Origin of the sequence: Tolypothrix sp. PCC 7712, assembly GCF_025860405.1 — a bacterium.
In the GTDB taxonomy this organism is placed as follows: Bacteria; Cyanobacteriota; Cyanobacteriia; order Cyanobacteriales; family Nostocaceae; genus Aulosira; species Aulosira diplosiphon.
This window is the reverse complement of record NZ_CP063786.1, coordinates 177,534-195,814: the sequence shown is the minus strand read 5'-3', so window position 1 is coordinate 195,814 and position 18,281 is coordinate 177,534. Positions and strand designations below refer to the sequence as shown.

Sequence of the window (18,281 nt, the reverse complement as noted above, 5' to 3'; positions counted from 1 at the left end):
TGGTAGGTTTGCTTTTGTGCTATGGCAATTGGTGTGTCAGCTTTACGAGGCATCACTCCTAGTTAATAATCAATATCTAACAGGTTTATTTTTTCAAGCCAATTCTCAGAAATGCCTGTATTCATTCATGAATAGACTCGATATTTCTATCCTGAAAGATAAATATGAAATTAAGATGAAATTTCGGATATTGTCTTAAAAAGTTCCAAAAAATCAGTAGTTATGATTTTCTCATTGTCATGAAATTGACTTCCATGATTTGCTTTGTATACACTATTGCTTGCATGACGACGAAGCTTAAGTTAATGGAGAGTTTGTTTGTATAGCGTCAAACTCCAGTATGATAAAAATAATGCTAACGAACTTTATTGATGTGACAGCTAATTAATACCAATAATTTATAAATTTTCTACAAGTAGTTGAAATTTCATCTTGGTTTCATATTTACCTGTCAAAATAAATAGTGACTCAATAGACTCTTGCAAATACTTAGTTTTTGTAACTCCTCAAACTAAGATCGCACCTATTTTGGCAAGTCGATCTACTGAGTCTTTTTTCACTGTTAACATTTTGCTATTTCAGGAAATTTTGTAAAATTTTATACTTAAATATTATATAAAATGTACAGATGAAAAAGTTTTTAAAAAGATATCAACTTACTGTTGACAGGTGAACTCTATGAGAGTGTTACTAGTCGAAGATGAACCAGATTTGGGTGCTGCTATTAAGCGAACTCTTACCCAGCAGAAGTACTTAGTTGATTGGGTACTCGATGGTAATGATGCCTGGGCATATCTAGAAAATCAGTGGGCACAATACACACTAGCTATTTTCGATTGGATGCTGCCAGGAATATCAGGTTTAGAGTTGTGTAAAAAGCTACGTTCTCGTCAAAGTCCTCTACCTGTTTTAATGCTGACAGCTAAAGACAGAATGGAAGATAAAGTGACTGGGCTGGATGCGGGTGCAGATGACTACTTGGTAAAGCCATTCGGCATGGCGGAATTACTGGCTAGATTGCGGGCATTACAAAGGCGATCGCCCCAATTTCAGCCTCAAGAATTAACTGTTGGCAACTTGACTCTTGATTACGGTAACAATATGGTTGTTAGTCAAAATAATACAGGCAAGAAACAGGAGATTTCCTTAACTAATAAAGAATTCCAGTTACTAGAGTATTTTATGAAACACCCAAACCAAATTGTGACTACTGAACAAATTCGTAATCAGCTTTGGGAAGTGAGTGCAGAACCCATAAGTAATGTAGTAGCTGCTCAAATGCGTTTGCTGCGTCGCAAACTGACCAATAGTGGGTGCGGGAATATGATTGAAACTTTGCATGGTACAGGATATCGTCTCAATCTCACCGATGAATCAAAATAAACTGTTTAAGCAGACCCGCCTGCGTTTAGCCTTGTGGTATGCGCTCGTTATGGCTTTGATTTTAAGCCTGTGCGGATTTGGTATCTACAGAGCGATTTCCCATGCCCATTGGATGACATTAGATCGAGAACTGGAGTCTGTTGCCGGAACACTACACGACAGTATTGAATTAAAATTACAGCAACCTGGTGAATTAGAACCAGTTATACAACAGCTTTTACCCAATATTTGTGTAGTTGATAAAAGCTGCATTCAAGAGCAGTTAAGTTCCAAACGCCATATTTTAAGCGCAATCAATCAAGGTAATTATTATGTGCGTTTTTTCGATAATTCCGGACGCTTGATTGCGATCGCCGGAACTTATCCAGAAGGATTACCCGTAGCCTTTAACAAGGAACTTTGGCAAACTCTGAAAGACAGCAAAGGACATTTCTACCACCAAATTTCTTTTGTTCTACACACCCAAGACAATCGTGATTGGGGTTACATTCAAGTAGGGCGAAGTCTGGCAGACTTCAACAGTTATCTTGTTGCTGTGAAGCTCATTTTAGCATTGGGATTACCAATGGTAATGGCTCTGGTTGGCGTTGCTAGTTGGTGGTTAGCAGGACTAGCAATGCAACCAATTTATCGCTCATATAGACAAATTCAACAATTTACAGCAGATGCCGCACACGAGTTACGGACACCTCTAGCAGCAACCCAAGCGACAGTAGAATCAGCCCTTTTGATGCCCCAAATAGATGAAATAGAAGCACGGGACATTCTGCAAACTCTACAGCGTCAGAATCAGCGACTCACAACTCTGGTTACAGATTTGTTGCTGCTGACTCGTCTGGATCGTCAACCAATGCCAATGCAACGAGACATTTGCTGCTTGGATGATATTGTTAACGATTTAATAGAGGAATTTGCAGCCTTGGCGATCGCATCTGATGTAACATTAACATCTTCTGTACGGGTGTCTACTCCTTTGGAAGTCATTGGTAATATCGATCAACTTTATCGCTTGTTTTCTAACTTCATTATCAATGCAATTCAATACACACCCAAAGGAGGAAAGATAACCGTTTGCCTAGATCGCAGTGACCATTATGCTGTGATTCAGGTTCAAGATACGGGTATTGGTATTCCGCAGCATGATTTGACTAAAATTTTTGACCGCTTCTATCGAGTCAATAGCGATCGCTCTCGTAGCACTGGCGGTTCTGGATTGGGATTAGCGATCGCGCAAGCAATTGTTTTGGCACATCACGGCAGCATAGATGTGCAAAGTGAATTTGGTAAAGGTAGCACTTTTACTATTAAGTTACCTTTCGATGTTCGCCCACTTGATAGCGTTCGCTCTATTTACCCATTTAAAATGCTATATCGTCGCTCACATTAATAACAGTAAAATTGGTACTGTTGGAAAAACTTTTAAAGACAATTACCATCCAAACTGTTTACAAGCCTTTATAGAGTGAACTGGCTTTGGTTGATCAGGTTCTATTTGCTGGAATTTTTTTGAGAGCACCTGAACTGAATTCTTGGATCAAACCGAGTCAAGAAGCATCCTCCTTCTTTTCTTCTAAAAGTGCTTCAATTTGGTCAAAAAGACGATTAACTTTTTTTACTTTTTTCTCGTCATCCCAGATTTTGCTCTTAAGCAGTGATTTGTATATTTTGCTTGCTCTTTCTTTATTTTGTTGTTGGGGAGACTGCGGTTTACTTTCTGATTGAGTTTGAAGAATATCTCCCACTAACTCTTTGATTACAGATAATGAGAGATTTTCTTCAATAGCTTTTTTTAAAATATTTTGCCGTTTTTCATTGTCCTTAATCCGAGCAATTTCTTTTGACTTTGTGTATTCTATCTGACCTTGCTCTAATACTGCTTGGATATCTGAAGGTAGTTTAAGTAGAGGAAGGCGGTTTGATACAAATGACTCCCAGGATATCTTACCTATCTGTAGAAATATTCTTTGTATCGCAAGTGCTTCTTGACTAACCATAACGTTATGGTTAGAGTTTCCCTTACTTTCGTTATTCATCTGATACAGAAGAGAAACTACCCCTTCTTGGTCTATTTCTATCTCGTGGGTAAGTAATTCCAAAATGCCGATTGTTTCCTCCCAGGTATTGAGTTCTTCACGCTGGAGGTTTTCAACTAATCGAAGCTTGCGAGCTTGTTTATCATCGCACTCGATAATGACTACAGAAATTCTCTCACTTTCTGCAATTTCGCAAGCTTTAAGACGGCGTTCGCCGGCAATAAGTTCATACTTGTCTTCCTCAATCTGCCTGACGACTATAGGTTCTAGTAACCCCACTTCCTTTATGCTATCGGCTAGGGATTTAAGTTTTTCAGGGTCAAAATAGCGACGTGGTTGACTCGGTGGAAGAATGATTTGGGATAAAGGTAAAGTGGAATTAGATAAGGATTGTTCTACTTCGTCTCCAAATAAATTATCGAGTCCGGTGAGTTTTTCTAGTTCGCGTTTTTGGCTCATAGTTGAATGATGTATTTTGTGATTTCTTCGAGTGTGCTAACTGCGGGGTGGTTTTTCTTGTGGAGTGCAAGTGGCAGATGCGCCTGGGTTGCGTCAGGAAAAGCTGTTGATTTAGGAATTGGAGCAGTGACGTGGATGCGTCCTTCAACCTGTTGTTTAATTTCTTCTAGTATTCCTGTATCTTGAAGATTACGATTATCGTATTTGGTTGGAATTATACAGGCAATTTGTAACTTCTGGTGTCCTCCTTTTTTGAGCCGGGCAATTGTTTCTAGCAGTTGGTTGGTGCCAAGATAGCACTTATATTGTGTTTCAACAGGAATAATAACGTGTGAAGCAGCTACTAAGCTCATAATGCTTAGAATTCCTAGAGAAGGCGGGCAATCAATCAAAATATAATCATACTGGTCAAGTACATTTGATAGCACAAACTTGAGCCGTTGGCGGTTGTCGATGGTCAAGTCATGAAAAATTTTTTGCTCCGTACCTGCCAATTGGATATTTGTTGGTACCAGGTGCATCCCGTGAATAGTTTTTTCCCATATGTACAGGGGAGTTTCTTCAGCGATCGCACCATAGATAGTTTGTTCAGTTTGCAGCTTGACTTCCCCTAATCCCATAAAAGCTGTTAGTGATGCTTGTGGGTCCATATCCACAAGTAGTACACGGTGTTTTTTAGCAAGGTGGTATCCAAGATTGTGTGTAATAGTCGTCTTAGCTGCACCACCTGACTGATTGAAAGTGGCAATTATTTTGGTTGATGACATATATTAATGAAGCGATTTTGTGAACCCATGTCAGCGATTCTACCAAACAGTGGATTTTTATTTTGGATTTTTGAAAAAAAATAACGCTAGTTCAAACCAGTAAACCTGTCTGGACTAGCATTATTCAGTTAGTTGGTTCTAAAATGGAGGTTCTTCGTCTAGGTCTTCATTTGTGGAAGTAACGTTATCTTCGAGTAGTTCCTTGGCAAAATCGGGAGTTTCAGGCGAGTGAGAGTTTTTGCTAACTTGGGTAAGTTCGTTAATAGGTTGTGCTGAGATAAAGTTTCTAATTACGAATGTGGCAATCTTTTCTTTGTACTCACCCCTGTTATCTATTACTAAATCAAGATATCCTTCTGCTGTACCATGTACGCCTTCCCCCTGTTCGTTGATGATGACAGCAGGTGCGCCCTTGGAACGGAATGGTATCTCGTCAGTAACGACACCTTCCTTGGAACGATAGTAGAATTCAGCAATCCCAAAAGCAATCAAGGAACCTTCTTTGTCGTGGGTTGTGTTCACTGATTTAAGATTAATAGTTGCAGTATTATGAATCATGGTTGTTTGATTTGTAGATTGATTAGATGGTTAATCGCCTATGATTTATACTGCATAGGCGATTTGTAATTTTCTAGAAATTTGCGTTAGCTACAGCCTGTGTTTCGTTTGGTGCAGAAGTAGATGTAGATTCTTCCTTACGGGGTGAACCTAGTAATTCGATGGTGTTGATTGTGATTACAGGCTTTTGTCGCATAGTGCCAGAATTTTTATCTGCCCAACGGTCGAATCCAAACTCACCAGTAATTGCAATCTGAGTTCCTTTACGAACGTAATTTCCAATCACTTCTGCTTGATTTCCCCATGCGACTAAATCAAACCAAAGGGCTTGTTCACTTCTGTAGGGTGGTCTTACTGCAATAGAGATTGAAGCCTTAACTGCGCCCGACTCGAAAAATTTCAGGTCAGGTTCTTGTCCACATCTGCCAACGAGCATGACTTTGTTGATATAGTTCATAACGCGAGAATTTATATATTTCTTTTATTGCTGCGTTAGCATTAGTTCTTTTAGGATTTATTATTTTGACGAATTGTTTTATTTAAAGCACACTTTTTGCTTCATACTTATGAGTTATTTTTGATTCCTGTTTCTCATAGCATTGTGGTTTTTACTAAGGAACGGCCAATTATCCTGTGCTATGGTGGGATCGCAAATGTCGTGGTATGTATCTAAAAATTATAAGTAATGACTTATGCTTGAATATCTTCTCCTAAAGCGAGTAAGTATTTGTAAGCTGATGCTCTTGGCTTTGATGTGGATACAGTTCGATGAAGACAGCCAAAACCAGCTAACTCCTGACTACTCCTCTCCTTTGCAAGTAGAAAATCTTATTTGGTTAGGAGAAACATCTGTTGGAGAAGAGGTTGAGCATTTTTGTGATGTTTATAATACCGCTAGGATAGGCGTTTGGGAAGAAATTCTAGAACTAAAGTTAGTAGATTTAATTGCTGATTTACCGACTTGTTTGCACGATGCCTCATGGTTTGCTCTACTGGCAATTACTATGATGTTGGTGGATAAAGAATTAGACGGGATATGCGTACATTCACAAGATGAGTTTTTTGCCCGGACTATTGCGCTTGAAAGTTTGGCAGATTTGAGTAATTCTTACTTAGCCAAAGGTCATCCTTATTTAGATTTTCCTTTATCATTAGAAGACGCTAAATCATTACTGCCAGTTAATAGAAAGCAAGAGCTAGAAATCAAATTAGAGAAATTCCTTATTGATACTTATGAACATGATTTTGACGATGAAGCACCGGATATTAGTGAATTTTCATCCATTTATTTGAAAGATATTTTAAAAGAGTTTTTTGTTGAATCTGACTGGCAAGATGATATCAATCAAGAGGCAGTTGCACAGCTTCAAGAAAAGTATGGCTTACAGTATTCAGAAGGTGCGTTCTCTCCTGAAACTAAGGAACACGAACGTTGGGGCAAAACGCTTGTTTTTCTTAAACAGTTTATAGGTCTGGATTCTAATTTTATCGAAAGCCAAAGCGATTTGTTCCTTGATGAATCTCAAGCAGCTGATTTACCTGATTACTTCCGTATCAAGACCCGTTTAGAACGTTGGCAAGACCGAACAGTTGTCTTATCCCGGTTGGTTCATACTTTAGTTCATTTTTTACTGGTAGGACAAAATTATCATCCTAGTCATATACAAGATTTGATGGCTATTCCAGTTTCTTCACGGGCTATATCCAGCCTACAAGCTTGTTTAGGTGTAGCTGCTTACAGAAGTGGTTATTACATGGCTGCTTCAAATATTCCCGAATCAGAAATTGGGCGTAACTGGTTGCTACAAAAAGCTTTCCCTAACCTGCTTGAGTTTTATCAAACAGGTCAGTTGAGTGGGAAACAATAATTAATATTTTATTGTTAGTTTAAAACTCACCATTCGCGTAATCCAAATCGGAAATAATTAATTCCCAAAAAACCATGAAATTCCTACTATATATAGCTTTGGTTTTGGTAATCAGAATAGAAAGCTTACACTTACCCGATTTCCCTCAAAGATTTCAGTAGGAATCTGAATGTATCGGTGCGATCGCACCGTCATCGCACTGTGAACTAACCACGCCTCTAAAGGGTATATGGATAAAAGTTTGATGCGATTAATCCTTTTTTTGTAAGCCTTTTAACCATTTTGATGAATTCTTTATTTTCAGAATCGATTACGCGAACGATGAGTTAAAAGTATAAATTTTTACTTATTAAAAAATGCTTATTTAACCTAAGTTGTTAGTTATGGGCTTAAATAGTTGGAATTCATCTAACAACCAACTTGATCTCTGGCAACCTGCGTGCTACTCTATACTACATATTGAAATTTTTGAGGAGGCGCAAAAATGACAGCTTTCGCCCACAAAATTCATGAGCTGACCAATGCTGCTTCATGTGGCATCACCAGCTCGCTTGTGGAGTGCGCCTTTTAACCAAAAGAGTGCCTTCAGTCGTGTGAACGACCCCTGATCTATTTGAGGTGTTTAGCGAGCATCTGTCAATTGTGTCGGTTTCATAGCTCTGTTGTCGCCTTCACGTCGCCATAGATGTAACAATGGCTTGTGGAGAACAAGTTTGCTGCCTACTGACATATTGGTGTATCGCCTCCAGTAATCACGGAATAGGTGTTGCAGCATTACGCTCTCATGGCGTGCCATAAAGGTGCGTCGGCGCGTTTATTCCACCGCTACTCGTTCACGCACTACGAAGGGAACATTTACGGCCACGGGTGTACACCACACTCGTGGCCGTTTGATTTATAAGAGATCATGATCGTGGCTACGGGGATATTTTGCCTGTGGTCGCTTTGTTTTGAGCGGCTAGAGAAGGGATACCCCACGCCGCTCATTTTTTTATGACCTTTGAGTATCACATTGGCCTGATTTCATTATTTGTCCACCATTGCAATGCAGCCTTAGCTGTTTGAGGAGAAACTTTATGGGTTCTCGAAGCAAGAAATTCTTGTCCTATTACAAGCCATATCTAGGATTGCTGGTTGCAGACCTCGTATGTGCATTTATTGTTTCAGTAATTACACTGTTACTTCCCTTATGTGCAAGATACATTACTCAAAATGTCTTGGAAGGAAATGTACCCAACGCACTAAGCCAAATATATATAGTCGGCGCGGTCATGCTCACTTTGATTTGCATTCATGCTTATTGCAACACATTTGTTGACTATCAAGGACACATGATGGGAACCCTGATGGAAAGTGATATGCGTCGTGACTTATTCGAGCATTATCTAAAGCTGTCGTTTCGTTTTTACGATCAACAAAAAACAGGTCAGTTGATGAGCCGTATCACCAATGATTTAATATCAATTAGTGAGCTGTTCCATCATGGGCCTGAAGATATTGCCATCTCTTTAGTGAAATTTGTCGGTACTTTTATTATTTTGATTACTATCAACGTTAAGCTGACTTTAATCGTCTTTTTCTTCTTTCCCTTCATGACCGTTTATGCCGTATATTTCAATCAAAAAATGAATGCTGCGCTTAGAGCAAGCAAAGAGAGAATAGGCGATATTAACGCACAAGTTGAAGATACGCTAACAGGCATCAGAGTAGTACAGTCGTTTACCAACGATACAAGAGAAAAGAAGAAGTTTGCCTATGCAAATACCCGTTTTGTTGAGAGCAGACGAGACGGTTATAAGAGTGAAGCCTACTTTTATCAGGGGATGAATGTCTTTACGCAAATCATGACTATCATAGTGATTGTCTTTGGCGGTGTTGCTATTGTAAATACTTCTTTGAGTTTAGCCGATTTAGTAACCTATTTATTGTACATTGGTATCCTCATTGAGCCAATTCAGAAATTTGTTAACTTTGCCAGACTGTATCAGGAAGGTATCACTGGCTTTGATCGATTTATGCACATTATGCAGGTAGAACCAGATATACAAGACTCAGCAGATGCGATTGAACTTACTCATGTTCATGGAAATGTGGAATTTAAAGATGTGAGCTTCCGGTACAAAGAAGATTACGATCATGTACTAAAAAACATTTCTTTCAGTTTAAAAGCTGGCGAATATGTTGCCTTAGTTGGAGCTTCAGGTGTTGGTAAAACAACCCTATGTTCCTTAATTCCCCGCTTTTATGAAGTAAACAATGGAGAAATATTACTTGATGGTAAAAATGTTAAAGATATCAGCTTACGCTCATTACGAAGAAATATAGGTATTGTACAGCAAGATGTATACTTGTTTGCTGGGACAGTTTTAGAAAATATTCGCTACGGTAAACTTGAGGCAAGCCAGGAACAAATCATTGAAGCAGCCAAAAAAGCGAATGCCCACGATTTTATCATGACGTTACCAGATGGTTACAATACTGATATTGGTCAGCGTGGCGTAAAATTATCAGGTGGTCAAAAGCAAAGGTTGAGTGTTGCACGGGTTTTCTTAAAAAATCCACCGATTCTCATTTTTGATGAAGCGACGAGCAATCTAGATAATGAAAGTGAAAAAGCTATTCAAGATTCATTGGAGAAGTTAACCGATAACCGGACAACACTAGTTATAGCCCATCGTCTGTCAACTGTTAGAAACGCACAAAGAATTGTTGTGTTAACGGATAATGGAATTGATGAACAAGGAACGCATGAAGAGTTAATTGCAGTGAATGGTACTTATGCAAATTTATATAATATGCAACTAAAAATATAAGACTTGATTTGACAAAGGAATAAAAATATTCCTTTGTTAGTTCCTAATTATCAGTAGTTACGCAAAATTAATGAAAAGGGAAGAGTGTTAAAAAAGTACTAACAATTAGCCCTATTCTGTCACCCTGACAAAAGAAAAATCAATGTCGAATCTTCAACTGTATATATAACAAGTATTTGAGCATTTATTTTCTAATAGAATGGCCTACATCAAGCTTTTTTAATAAAAGCCTTATGCTGTAGGCATCCTAGATTATTTTCTGACCAAAGTGATTAAAGAGGGTTAGTTATGAGAACAGTGACAATTGCTCCATTTTAGTATTACTTTCAGTTGAAGTTGCTGTAACAGGGTGTTTGTTGTTATTTGAAGACTTTTTACCCCATCCCTCTTTCGCCGCGTGTTTGACTACACGAGAACGAATATCAGCAGCTAGGGTTTCATAATCAGAGCGGATTTTGTCATACGAAACCGGAGTGATACCAATCTTCTCCCAGAGGTTTTCGTAGTTAAAATTCTTGAAAGGTCTGTGTCTGACAAGGGCATCATAACTTGCCCAGAGATAAACATCTGTCCATTGGGATGATAGCGGCACTTCAAAAGCAATTGGCATCATCAGTGCAACAACTTCGCTACTAGAGGCAAGTTTACCTACTTCTCCCTTGTCTATCTCTTGTAAAGCTGTGTCTAATCTATCAACTGCGATCGCGCGCCAAACCCAAGTGGGAATTGACTGTTGCCAGCCGTTCTGCTGAGTGACAATTGGCCCAGCGATGTATTGAACAATTTCACGGCTTGCTCCTGCTAGATCGAGTAGGCTGGCTGTAACAGCTTTGTTAATCCCTTGGCTGGTTAGTAGCTGAAGTATCTTTCTAGTGCTAGGGTTTAATATTTCACTGGTTTTTTGGCTTTTACTGTTACGGATGGTTTCTTCGACATCGAATAAACTGTGCTGCTGGTTCATATCTTTTATGTGTAAACAAATACTGCCAGCTAGAAATACTTCTAACTGGCAGTGCTTTTTGATAATGAGTATGTTTTGCTATGGCAGAAGTAGGTTATCCCAAACGCTTTTAGGAGTAACGTGATGCAGTAATTGCTTTCTTGCTTGGGAGAATTTAGCTAGTAGCTTAGTGCTTTTTAATTTTTGCCGCCAGTTGTATTGCAAGTAGGTAAGCAACCATAACTGCGTTTGGTGATTCCAGCTTGAGATGGAGTTACTCAAAGTGAGTGCGTTGAGGATATTGTCAGGAGGTACTTCCAGTTGACTTGTGATTTCTTGTGAGATGGAAGCTAACATTTTAATATTGGCGATCGCTTGACCAGGGCTGCCGGAACTGACAGCTAGTATTTTTTCTGTTACCTCAATTTGTTGATCTTTAAGAACAGAAATAACCTCCTCATCAGTTAACCTTTGGAAAGGTATGATTTGACACCTACTCTTGATAGTGGGTAATAGCTTTTGAGGATAGGATGATATCAGAATAAACGTTCCAGTTTTGGGTTCTTCCAGCGTCTTGAGAAGTTTGTTAGCGGCAGTAGGGTTGAGCATATCTGCTTCATAGATTATTACTACCTTTTGCTTGCCCTCGACTGCACTAGTTGAGAGAAATTCAATTACCTCGCGCACCTGTTCTACTCGGATAGCAGGGACACCTTTCTGCGAGGAGGTGTTTTCGGTATAGGTTGGTTTGATTTGTAAGATGTCTAGATGTTTAGATTCTCCTGCGCTCGCGGAGCGACTTCCTTTTGAGAGTATTGCATTTGCAAAGGCCAAAGCGATTTTTCCTTTGCCCACTCCCTCAACTTCGCTGCTAAATAGATATGCGGGAGCAATTTGATTACGTTCGATTGCTTCAGTTAGTAGAAGTTTGGCGGTATGCTGTCCGATGATTTCTGTAAATAAGTCGTTTTTCATATCGTGCAAATTTCAATAATTCGGCTAGTTAAATTGTTAGTGCTGCTTTTGAGTTCCGTTTCGAGTTGTAAAAGTAAGTTAAGGCTGTTTTTCAGTTTTTGAATGCCTACAGACTTGACTTCATCTTTGAGGTAATACAATCTTTTAGGGTTTTTCAGTTCGGCTATTTCTGCAATCTTCATGTCAGATAATTTGGCTTCTACACCAGCTTTAGTTATTAGCCAAGTGCGAAAAACTGACGTAAGAGTTGCTACTATTTTGAGTGGATGTTCATTACTATCTAGTAGTTTATCCACCTGCGCTCTTGCCAAGTTTGAATGATTACTTAACATAGCCATAGTAAGCTTTTGGTAGTCAGTATTGTAATTACTAACTAATTGTTTTATCTCCTCAAGGGAAATAATTTTTTCACTTGCATAGACAGCAAGTTTAGCAAATTCGCTATCGGCTCGTGCAGTGTTATTACCAATTGCTTCGACTAGATAATCAGTCACATCCGGTGTAAGTTTAACTTGATGGATAGCTGCATACTTCCCTATCAAATTAACTATCCCCTTTTTATCCCAGCAAGGAACGAGAGGAAACTCTTCTTGTTGAGCATATTTTAGAATAGTTTTTACTACTGTCCTGCGTGAATCTGGCTTTTTATTACCAGTAACTAAAAGAATGTTACTTGCAGGTATTCGAGAAAGTTGATTTTCAAGTTCTTGGTTATTATCCTCATTTGATAAACTTCCAATTAAATGATCGCTATCTGTATGAACAATTTTGTTACCATCTCCAAAGGGCAAAGTCATAATCTCAGTAAAAACCTTGGCAGCGATATTTTTCTCATTTCCAGATAGCTTGATGTAGTTGAAATCTTTCCATTCAGCATAAACATTTTGATTCACCAAATGGTCTATTTTTTGGTTGAGCGAATAGGTATCTTCGCCGTAGTATAGGTATACTGGCATCACAGATTAGATAAACATCTAATCATCATGCGTTAGTCATAAGCAGTGGTTAAAAAAAGAAGAGTTAGTATTAACTCTTTCTACTTGCTTGGTATTTATTATGTGTGACCAGTAAACACTTACTTAAGTTTGTACTGGTTGTACAAAATTTTGAATTGAGTCTTTATCAATATGGTTATCTACTGGTTGATTACCCAAGTATTTGCGCCAAGAATCTAACTGTTGAAGATACTCTATTACTCCACTAGAACCAGCTACCTCGTATAGTGTAATAGCTGTTTCCCATTCCTTTAAGCTGGCTTGTTTCTCTGAGAGAATTTTGACTATAGCTTCGGGAAGTTTAGTGTCTTTACCAGTATCTAAATTTAGCTGCGTTGTGTTTTCTAGTAATATTTCTTGTCCATATAGAGTAACACCATCATCTTTTATATTTGTAGTATAAAGTTGAACACTAATTTCTGATAAAGAAAGAGTATATTGAAGAAATTTTTTAACTTTTTTGGTTTTGGTATTTCTCCTTTTTGGTTTAATAATAACTGGGTTGTTTGGTTCTGCAACTTCGTAACATTGAGGGAGTTCTAGAGAGAGTTGACCTGTTAAGTGCCATAATGCACTTCGTTTTTCTGGTGGGGTAATGCGATAAGAAAACTCAGATGTTTTCCTGGGGTCGCCAGACTTTCTTAATTTGACCCACATGTTGTAGCTGATAATTCCTTGGATGTAAGTTTTTGGGTCTAATATTACTGGATTTGTGTTTTCCCACCACTCAATTTGAACTACGCGATCGCCATCTAATTCGTAGATAGTTCTAACTCTGGCATTAGGATGAGACGAAAGGAATGAGTTGACCCAAGCCCTTTGCTTTTCATTAAGCCTGGGCTTGCGAGAAGAGGATTTATTTTTCATTAGTTACAGACAAATCAGAATGTATGAATTTGAAAAACCTTCATATTTATTACCTTTGAGATTTACCTAAAATCTCAACTTTGTTCATTTAAAAAAGAGATAACTGACGTTTGTTACTTTCTAGTATTGCAGGAGCAGCTATTTTGATAATTTCTTCTCGCCTTTTTTCAATCAAGTGAAGATAGTATTGACGTGAGTAATTCTCATTACTGCTGATATTAGTTATGCCACTAATTCCGTAATAGTAAGTGACTACATCTCTAGGTTTCCCTAGTTTGAGGATTTCTTTTTCGCCCTCTTTAATTTTGCGTGTGATTGCAAGTTTTTCTTTTGGATATTCCCTTGATAAAATCTGGGATTTGATGTGTACATAATAATCTTCTGCTGCTGATACATTTTGAATTAGCAGGGTTAAATACTCAATAGAAAACTCTTTCTCCAGTTGAGAGCGATCGCGGTTGCGCCAGTTGCCTTTAGTGATGATTTTCCCGTCTGGAAGCCATAAAAGGTAGTTTTTGGTTCCCCGTTCGGGGATAAACATAGCGTCAGCGATAAACTCTAGCTTGACAGTTATCCCTTTAGGCAATTGAGATTGAAGTAAACTACGTACCTCTTCTGGGTTGGGATGGGTGAAAAACACTCCATCGGTGTCAACTTCCACAGGAGTACCGCCGTGCCGAGTGATAATTTCAATCATTAGCTTGAGTACTTTTCGACTGTAGGCTGTAACTAATGCAGCAGCCTCCATATCATTGAAGGCGAGTTCAGAGGTGCCGAAGAATCCAAACTCGGAGTTAGCTAAAACCTTGATGGATTCTCTTTTTTCCTTAGCAGCAATATCTCCAGCAGATGCAAGTTGTTCCAACCTAAATTTTTCATTCACCAAATATTGCAGAATACTTAGTCCAATACGTTCTGTATCTTTAATTGAGCAAATACCTTTGTCTAGCATTGCCCAAGGGTGCATTGAGCTAATATCTGCATATCCAACCCTTCTATACAGTCCAGGAATAGAGTAAGCCATCCCTCCTTGGAATTTGTACTTGCGATCGGGTTTTGGTTTATAACCTGGATAATGATGCTCAAATATTCGCTCCCATTTAGTACCATTACCAGCAAGTGTTAGCTGCTGGAGATTCATTTCCGGTACAATTAGTGCTTCATAATAGTATGAGGGTACAAGTCTATTCGCAATTAGCCGGGTGTCTTCGAGGTCGTAAATAAGATACTCTTTCAGGCGTTTCCATCCCTTACTGTTGGGGCCATCTTTCCAACAACCGAGGATTTCCTTATAGGGAAGAACTAGCCTAGTGTTCTGGCGCAGTCCCATGTCCAATACAGCCTTTTTGAGCGATCTGCCGTTAGTTAGCTTTTTGGCTATGAAATCCCACCTCAGAACGCAGATATAAATGTCTACGTGTTGGCTATTTCGGATGAATACCTCCTGAATTTTTAGTGGCTCGCCCCGTACTTGGGCGGTACGAATAGTCCGAGATTTGGATGCAACTTGAAATGGGTGTTTTATACCGTGCAAGTTGCATCGAGTAATAATAAATGGAATATCAAATGCCATCCCGTTATATGTGAAAATTACATCTGGATTTCTTTTACTGAGATGGTTGATAAATTTGGTCAGTATTTTAGCTTCTGAGATATCCATGAAAATAGTAGAATATCCCCTTGAATCCATACAGCCAATAGCATAAATCCGGCTTTCAAATGGGTTTATTCCTGCTGTTTCGATATCAACAAATATTTGTGAAAGTTCCTGATACGGCTTGAGTTGTATTTTGGGCTGCCAAGGTTTTATTGGAGTGGGGTCTTTCCAATAAATGTTTAGTTGGTCTTCATCAACAATGATTATACCCCTAGATTTTTTCACAAAATCTCTGTGGTTATAACTCATGAATTAGAGATTTTTATAATGGTAAATGAGGTTTTTTTTGAGTCAAGGATGTATTACGATGCTTGAGGATATTGCTCTCACGGGCGCGTTTTTCGCTCCCGCAAAATATGCAAGAAAGACATTCCAATTCAAAACCAAACTCTTAACTTCTAACTCAGCACTCAGCACTGTCTGCTTTTTTCGCACCCTCTCATACCAATTCACGAAAATCTTGATACAGATGTAAGCCCTGAAAGCTTTGCTGTATCTAAGTTTTTTAATTGCGTAGCGCAGCGTAAAGCCTGCGGCATAGCTTCGCTTAGAGCGAGCCTGCGAGCGTCATTGCGAATTGTGAATTGGTATCAGGCATTTGTGCAATTCTCCTAGCTTCTCACGGTTGGGGTTGTTCTGCCGCGTTATCCGACCTCAACAGTTTAGCTGTCTTTGCGGGCAACATGAACAGCAGAAAGGAACGAGAGTTGTACGCTATCTCCAAATTTTTCTAGCTTCTCCCGCAATCCGGCAAATAGTAACTCTTTTGCTTGTGGCTCTAGTCTTCTCAAGGTACTCAAAAGCTTGAAGTAGTCATCAATGCTATAGGTAACTTCACACGCAGTTTGCTCGATAACCAACTCTTTGAAACAATTGGAGTCTAAAATCTCTTGTCCAAACCCCCTCAAAATCTCCGCTTGAATCTCTGCACCTTCATATCGAACAAGTGAGGGCGCATAAGCTTGATATACTTCCTTAATCGCTTTGTAAACTTCGTATTTCGGTTCTGGGGTCAGATTCCATAGCAGGATAAGAAAACCGTTATCGCACATTGCCTCTGCTGCCTTGGTATATCTAATCTCTGGCGGTATCCAGTGAAAAGCATTGGCTGATAGAACGGCATTGAACTGTTTTGCTTCTAGTTCCCACTCCTCAAATGATGTATTGCAAATTGTAACTTTTGGATATTGAGCGCAGTTGTGTTGTGCCAAATGACAAAAATCCTGGTTTGGCTCAAGACACGTCATGGAAAAACCAAATCCAGCAAAAGCCACTGTCGCATTTCCTGGGCCACAACCAACCTCAAGAATCGATGCATCTGAGTCAAGTTGGGCTAAAGCGATAGACCGATCAATTAGTTCCTTTGGATAGTGCGGTCTTGCGTTGTAATAAACATCAGCAACGGGGGAATACCAAGTCCTTCGCTGTTCCAAATCCATAGAAGCTCTGGCATTTATTTCTTGTCTAGAGTCTTGCATAAGCTAGGGAGTCTCAGCGATGAAGTCCAATTTTATTTTAGAATCAGCAAGGGGTCTGTCAAAATTATTGTTTTTATTAAGGTTATTGTAAGTATTTTAACTGATTGACAAAAGATACTTTATTTCAACTCTCACGAATGTACTATTGGCGATAGGGTTATAACTATGTATAACCCTGTTTACAGTTAAGCTTGCTGTAATTGTTTTTGTTGCAGCTTTTGGACAGCTTCTACCCAAGCAGGTGCCTTTTTACCATTAATAGGTGTCAGCTTTTGCCAGTGTTCTTGTAACTGCGCTTGTGTTAAGTGGGGTAACTGTTCCTTGCCCCAGTTAATCGCATCTTGGGCAGTTTTCCAATCTTTCCAGGGTTGGGATTGAGGATTAACCTTTGTGGTTGGAACTATCTCGATAAGTGTAGCTTCTAACCAAAGGTGCGCGTCTTCATCCCGCATGAGATTTTGGCGTGCCATTAAGATTGCGATCGCATTTTGGATCTGGTCGATATTCCACAACTGCGAGATACCTACTAATTCCTCCCAGGTGTCCTCTTCTAGCTGTGTAAGATGTCTGCCATTAGGATTAGTTTTGCACACAAGTAAGTCTTTGAGGAAACTGACAAGACTTGTATGAATGGCAGTTGGCTGTTTACCAGATTCAATCCAATCTTGAAGGATGCCTAAATTGCCCGTAATTTCTCCTTTGATGATATTTTCACAGGCGGTGAGTAGATCGTATTCGGGAATAGTGCCTGATAGTTCCCAAACCCAATTAGAGGTAATTTCCTCTTCACCTAGTAAGGTTAGCTGATCTAGTAGTTTGAGTGAGTCACGCAGATGTCCCTTGTTTGCTTTAGCTACGGTGGTAACTGCTGATAGCGCAATGTTGATACTTTCTTGGTGAGATATTTGTTCTAGGTAGCTTGCAACTAGCGAGACAGGAACTCTCTTAAAGTCAAACTTTTGGCAACGGGAGACAATGGTTTCTGGAACTTTGTGTAACTCGGTTGTGCAGAAGATAAATACTACATGACGGGGAGGGCTTTCAATAGTTTTGAGGAGTGCTTGCCACGATTGGCTACTTAGGGCATGACATTCATCAATAATGAATATCTTGAATCTACCTTCCACTGGTGCAAACTGGGTAGTGGATATAAGCTCTCGGATCAGTTCTACTCCACTATTGCTTGCTGCATCCAGTTCGGTTACATCAACAGAAGAAGATGCTGTAATTCCCTTGCATGAATTGCATTCTCCACAGGGTTTAGTTGTCGGCTCATTGCTTGACTGACAGTTAAGAGATTTAGCGATGATGCGGGCGGTACTGGTTTTGCCCGTACCTTTGGGGCCACTAAATAGGTAAGCAGGTGCAATCTTTTGGAGAGCGATCGCATTTATAAGAGTGCGAACAATATGTTCTTGCCCAATAACTTCACTAAGAGTCTGGGGACGGTATTTGAGATGTAGTGGTTGGTACATAGTTTTGATGATT

16 protein-coding genes are annotated in these 18,281 nt (G+C 39.3%); 4 read left to right on the top strand and 12 right to left on the bottom strand.

All coding sequences use genetic code 11. The features are described from left to right. Nucleotides 1–678: 678 nt before the first annotated feature. Nucleotides 679–1,383: a two-component system response regulator RppA gene (gene rppA / locus HGR01_RS37620; protein ID WP_045873709.1), complete on the top strand. Its 705-nt coding sequence runs from the start codon at nt 679–681 to the stop codon at nt 1,381–1,383. Then, nucleotides 1,370–2,770 carry a two-component system sensor histidine kinase RppB gene (rppB, locus tag HGR01_RS37615; RefSeq protein ID WP_045873708.1) on the top strand — a complete coding sequence of 467 codons (1,401 nt, stop codon included), beginning with the start codon at nt 1,370–1,372 and terminating at the stop codon, nt 2,768–2,770. Before rppA ends, rppB begins: the two co-directional genes overlap by 14 nt. Nucleotides 2,771–2,927: 157 nt before the next feature. Here rppB and HGR01_RS37610 read toward each other — a convergent pair whose 3' ends face one another. The 4 genes from HGR01_RS37610 to ssb all read right to left on the bottom strand — a co-directional run bounded on the left by HGR01_RS37610 (nt 2,928) and on the right by ssb (nt 5,657). Then, the gene (locus HGR01_RS37610; protein WP_045873707.1) at nt 2,928–3,875 is read right to left on the bottom strand and encodes a ParB/RepB/Spo0J family partition protein; all 948 of its coding nucleotides are present in this window, start codon (nt 3,873–3,875) and stop codon (nt 2,928–2,930) included. Next, nucleotides 3,872–4,642, bottom strand: coding sequence for a ParA family protein (locus HGR01_RS37605; protein ID WP_045873706.1), 771 nt, complete (start codon nt 4,640–4,642; stop codon nt 3,872–3,874). The genes HGR01_RS37610 and HGR01_RS37605 overlap by 4 nt, the downstream gene beginning before the upstream one ends. A 138-nt stretch (nt 4,643–4,780) precedes the next feature. Next, entirely contained in the window at nt 4,781–5,200 is a 420-nt protein-coding gene (locus HGR01_RS37600) for a hypothetical protein (protein ID WP_045873705.1), read from the bottom strand. A 73-nt stretch (nt 5,201–5,273) separates the two neighbouring features. Beyond that, nucleotides 5,274–5,657: a single-stranded DNA-binding protein gene (gene ssb / locus HGR01_RS37595; protein WP_010993907.1), complete on the bottom strand. Its 384-nt coding sequence runs from the start codon at nt 5,655–5,657 to the stop codon at nt 5,274–5,276. Nucleotides 5,658–5,892: 235 nt separating this feature from the next. Here ssb and HGR01_RS37590 point away from each other — a divergent pair, with 235 nt between their 5' ends. Then, on the top strand, nt 5,893–7,068 hold the full coding sequence (locus HGR01_RS37590; protein ID WP_045873704.1) for a hypothetical protein: 1,176 nt from the start codon (nt 5,893–5,895) through the stop codon (nt 7,066–7,068). 622 nt (nt 7,069–7,690) lie between these two features. Here HGR01_RS37590 and HGR01_RS37585 read toward each other — a convergent pair. Next, nucleotides 7,691–7,843, bottom strand: coding sequence for a hypothetical protein (locus HGR01_RS37585; protein ID WP_168161037.1), 153 nt, complete (start codon nt 7,841–7,843; stop codon nt 7,691–7,693). 301 nt (nt 7,844–8,144) lie between these two features. Here HGR01_RS37585 and HGR01_RS37580 point away from each other — a divergent pair, with 301 nt between their 5' ends. After that, nucleotides 8,145–9,881, top strand: a complete 1,737-nt coding sequence (locus HGR01_RS37580; protein WP_045873703.1) for an ABC transporter ATP-binding protein — start codon at nt 8,145–8,147, stop codon at nt 9,879–9,881. A gap of 286 nt (nt 9,882–10,167) precedes the next feature. On the opposite strand, the gene HGR01_RS37575 is transcribed toward HGR01_RS37580, so the two are convergent. From HGR01_RS37575 to dnaX, 7 genes are all read right to left on the bottom strand, one after another. Then, the gene (locus HGR01_RS37575; RefSeq protein WP_045873702.1) at nt 10,168–10,842 is read right to left on the bottom strand and encodes a hypothetical protein; all 675 of its coding nucleotides are present in this window, start codon (nt 10,840–10,842) and stop codon (nt 10,168–10,170) included. 78 nt (nt 10,843–10,920) lie between these two features. Beyond that, nucleotides 10,921–11,796, bottom strand: coding sequence for an AAA family ATPase (locus HGR01_RS37570; RefSeq protein ID WP_045873701.1), 876 nt, complete (start codon nt 11,794–11,796; stop codon nt 10,921–10,923). Then, nucleotides 11,793–12,752: a DNA polymerase III subunit delta gene (holA, locus tag HGR01_RS37565; protein ID WP_045873700.1), complete on the bottom strand. Its 960-nt coding sequence runs from the start codon at nt 12,750–12,752 to the stop codon at nt 11,793–11,795. The genes HGR01_RS37570 and holA overlap by 4 nt, the downstream gene beginning before the upstream one ends. A gap of 123 nt (nt 12,753–12,875) precedes the next feature. Beyond that, entirely contained in the window at nt 12,876–13,658 is a 783-nt protein-coding gene (locus HGR01_RS37560) for a hypothetical protein (protein ID WP_062243204.1), read from the bottom strand. 88 nt (nt 13,659–13,746) lie between these two features. Then, nucleotides 13,747–15,564 carry a 3'-5' exonuclease gene (locus HGR01_RS37555; RefSeq protein WP_045873699.1) on the bottom strand — a complete coding sequence of 606 codons (1,818 nt, stop codon included), beginning with the start codon at nt 15,562–15,564 and terminating at the stop codon, nt 13,747–13,749. A gap of 413 nt (nt 15,565–15,977) precedes the next feature. Beyond that, the gene (locus HGR01_RS37550; protein ID WP_045873698.1) at nt 15,978–16,793 is read right to left on the bottom strand and encodes a class I SAM-dependent methyltransferase; all 816 of its coding nucleotides are present in this window, start codon (nt 16,791–16,793) and stop codon (nt 15,978–15,980) included. A gap of 185 nt (nt 16,794–16,978) precedes the next feature. Beyond that, on the bottom strand, nt 16,979–18,268 hold the full coding sequence (gene dnaX / locus HGR01_RS37545; RefSeq protein WP_045873697.1) for a DNA polymerase III subunit gamma/tau: 1,290 nt from the start codon (nt 18,266–18,268) through the stop codon (nt 16,979–16,981). Nucleotides 18,269–18,281 lie beyond the last annotated feature (13 nt).

Excerpts from the sequence above, each read along its gene's own strand:
- rppA (WP_045873709.1), top strand. The coding sequence starts at position 679 with ATGAGAGTGTTACTAGTCGAAGATGAACCAGATTTGGGTGCTGCTATT.
- rppB (WP_045873708.1), top strand. The coding sequence starts at position 1,370 with ATGAATCAAAATAAACTGTTTAAGCAGACCCGCCTGCGTTTAGCCTTG.
- HGR01_RS37610 (WP_045873707.1), bottom strand. The coding sequence starts at position 3,875 with ATGAGCCAAAAACGCGAACTAGAAAAACTCACCGGACTCGATAATTTA.
- HGR01_RS37605 (WP_045873706.1), bottom strand. The coding sequence starts at position 4,642 with ATGTCATCAACCAAAATAATTGCCACTTTCAATCAGTCAGGTGGTGCA.
- HGR01_RS37600 (WP_045873705.1), bottom strand. The coding sequence starts at position 5,200 with ATGATTCATAATACTGCAACTATTAATCTTAAATCAGTGAACACAACC.
- ssb (WP_010993907.1), bottom strand. The coding sequence starts at position 5,657 with ATGAACTATATCAACAAAGTCATGCTCGTTGGCAGATGTGGACAAGAA.
- HGR01_RS37590 (WP_045873704.1), top strand. The coding sequence starts at position 5,893 with ATGCTTGAATATCTTCTCCTAAAGCGAGTAAGTATTTGTAAGCTGATG.
- HGR01_RS37585 (WP_168161037.1), bottom strand. The coding sequence starts at position 7,843 with ATGCTGCAACACCTATTCCGTGATTACTGGAGGCGATACACCAATATG.
- HGR01_RS37580 (WP_045873703.1), top strand. The coding sequence starts at position 8,145 with ATGGGTTCTCGAAGCAAGAAATTCTTGTCCTATTACAAGCCATATCTA.
- HGR01_RS37575 (WP_045873702.1), bottom strand. The coding sequence starts at position 10,842 with ATGAACCAGCAGCACAGTTTATTCGATGTCGAAGAAACCATCCGTAAC.
- HGR01_RS37570 (WP_045873701.1), bottom strand. The coding sequence starts at position 11,796 with ATGAAAAACGACTTATTTACAGAAATCATCGGACAGCATACCGCCAAA.
- holA (WP_045873700.1), bottom strand. The coding sequence starts at position 12,752 with ATGCCAGTATACCTATACTACGGCGAAGATACCTATTCGCTCAACCAA.
- HGR01_RS37560 (WP_062243204.1), bottom strand. The coding sequence starts at position 13,658 with ATGAAAAATAAATCCTCTTCTCGCAAGCCCAGGCTTAATGAAAAGCAA.
- HGR01_RS37555 (WP_045873699.1), bottom strand. The coding sequence starts at position 15,564 with ATGAGTTATAACCACAGAGATTTTGTGAAAAAATCTAGGGGTATAATC.
- HGR01_RS37550 (WP_045873698.1), bottom strand. The coding sequence starts at position 16,793 with ATGCAAGACTCTAGACAAGAAATAAATGCCAGAGCTTCTATGGATTTG.
- dnaX (WP_045873697.1), bottom strand. The coding sequence starts at position 18,268 with ATGTACCAACCACTACATCTCAAATACCGTCCCCAGACTCTTAGTGAA.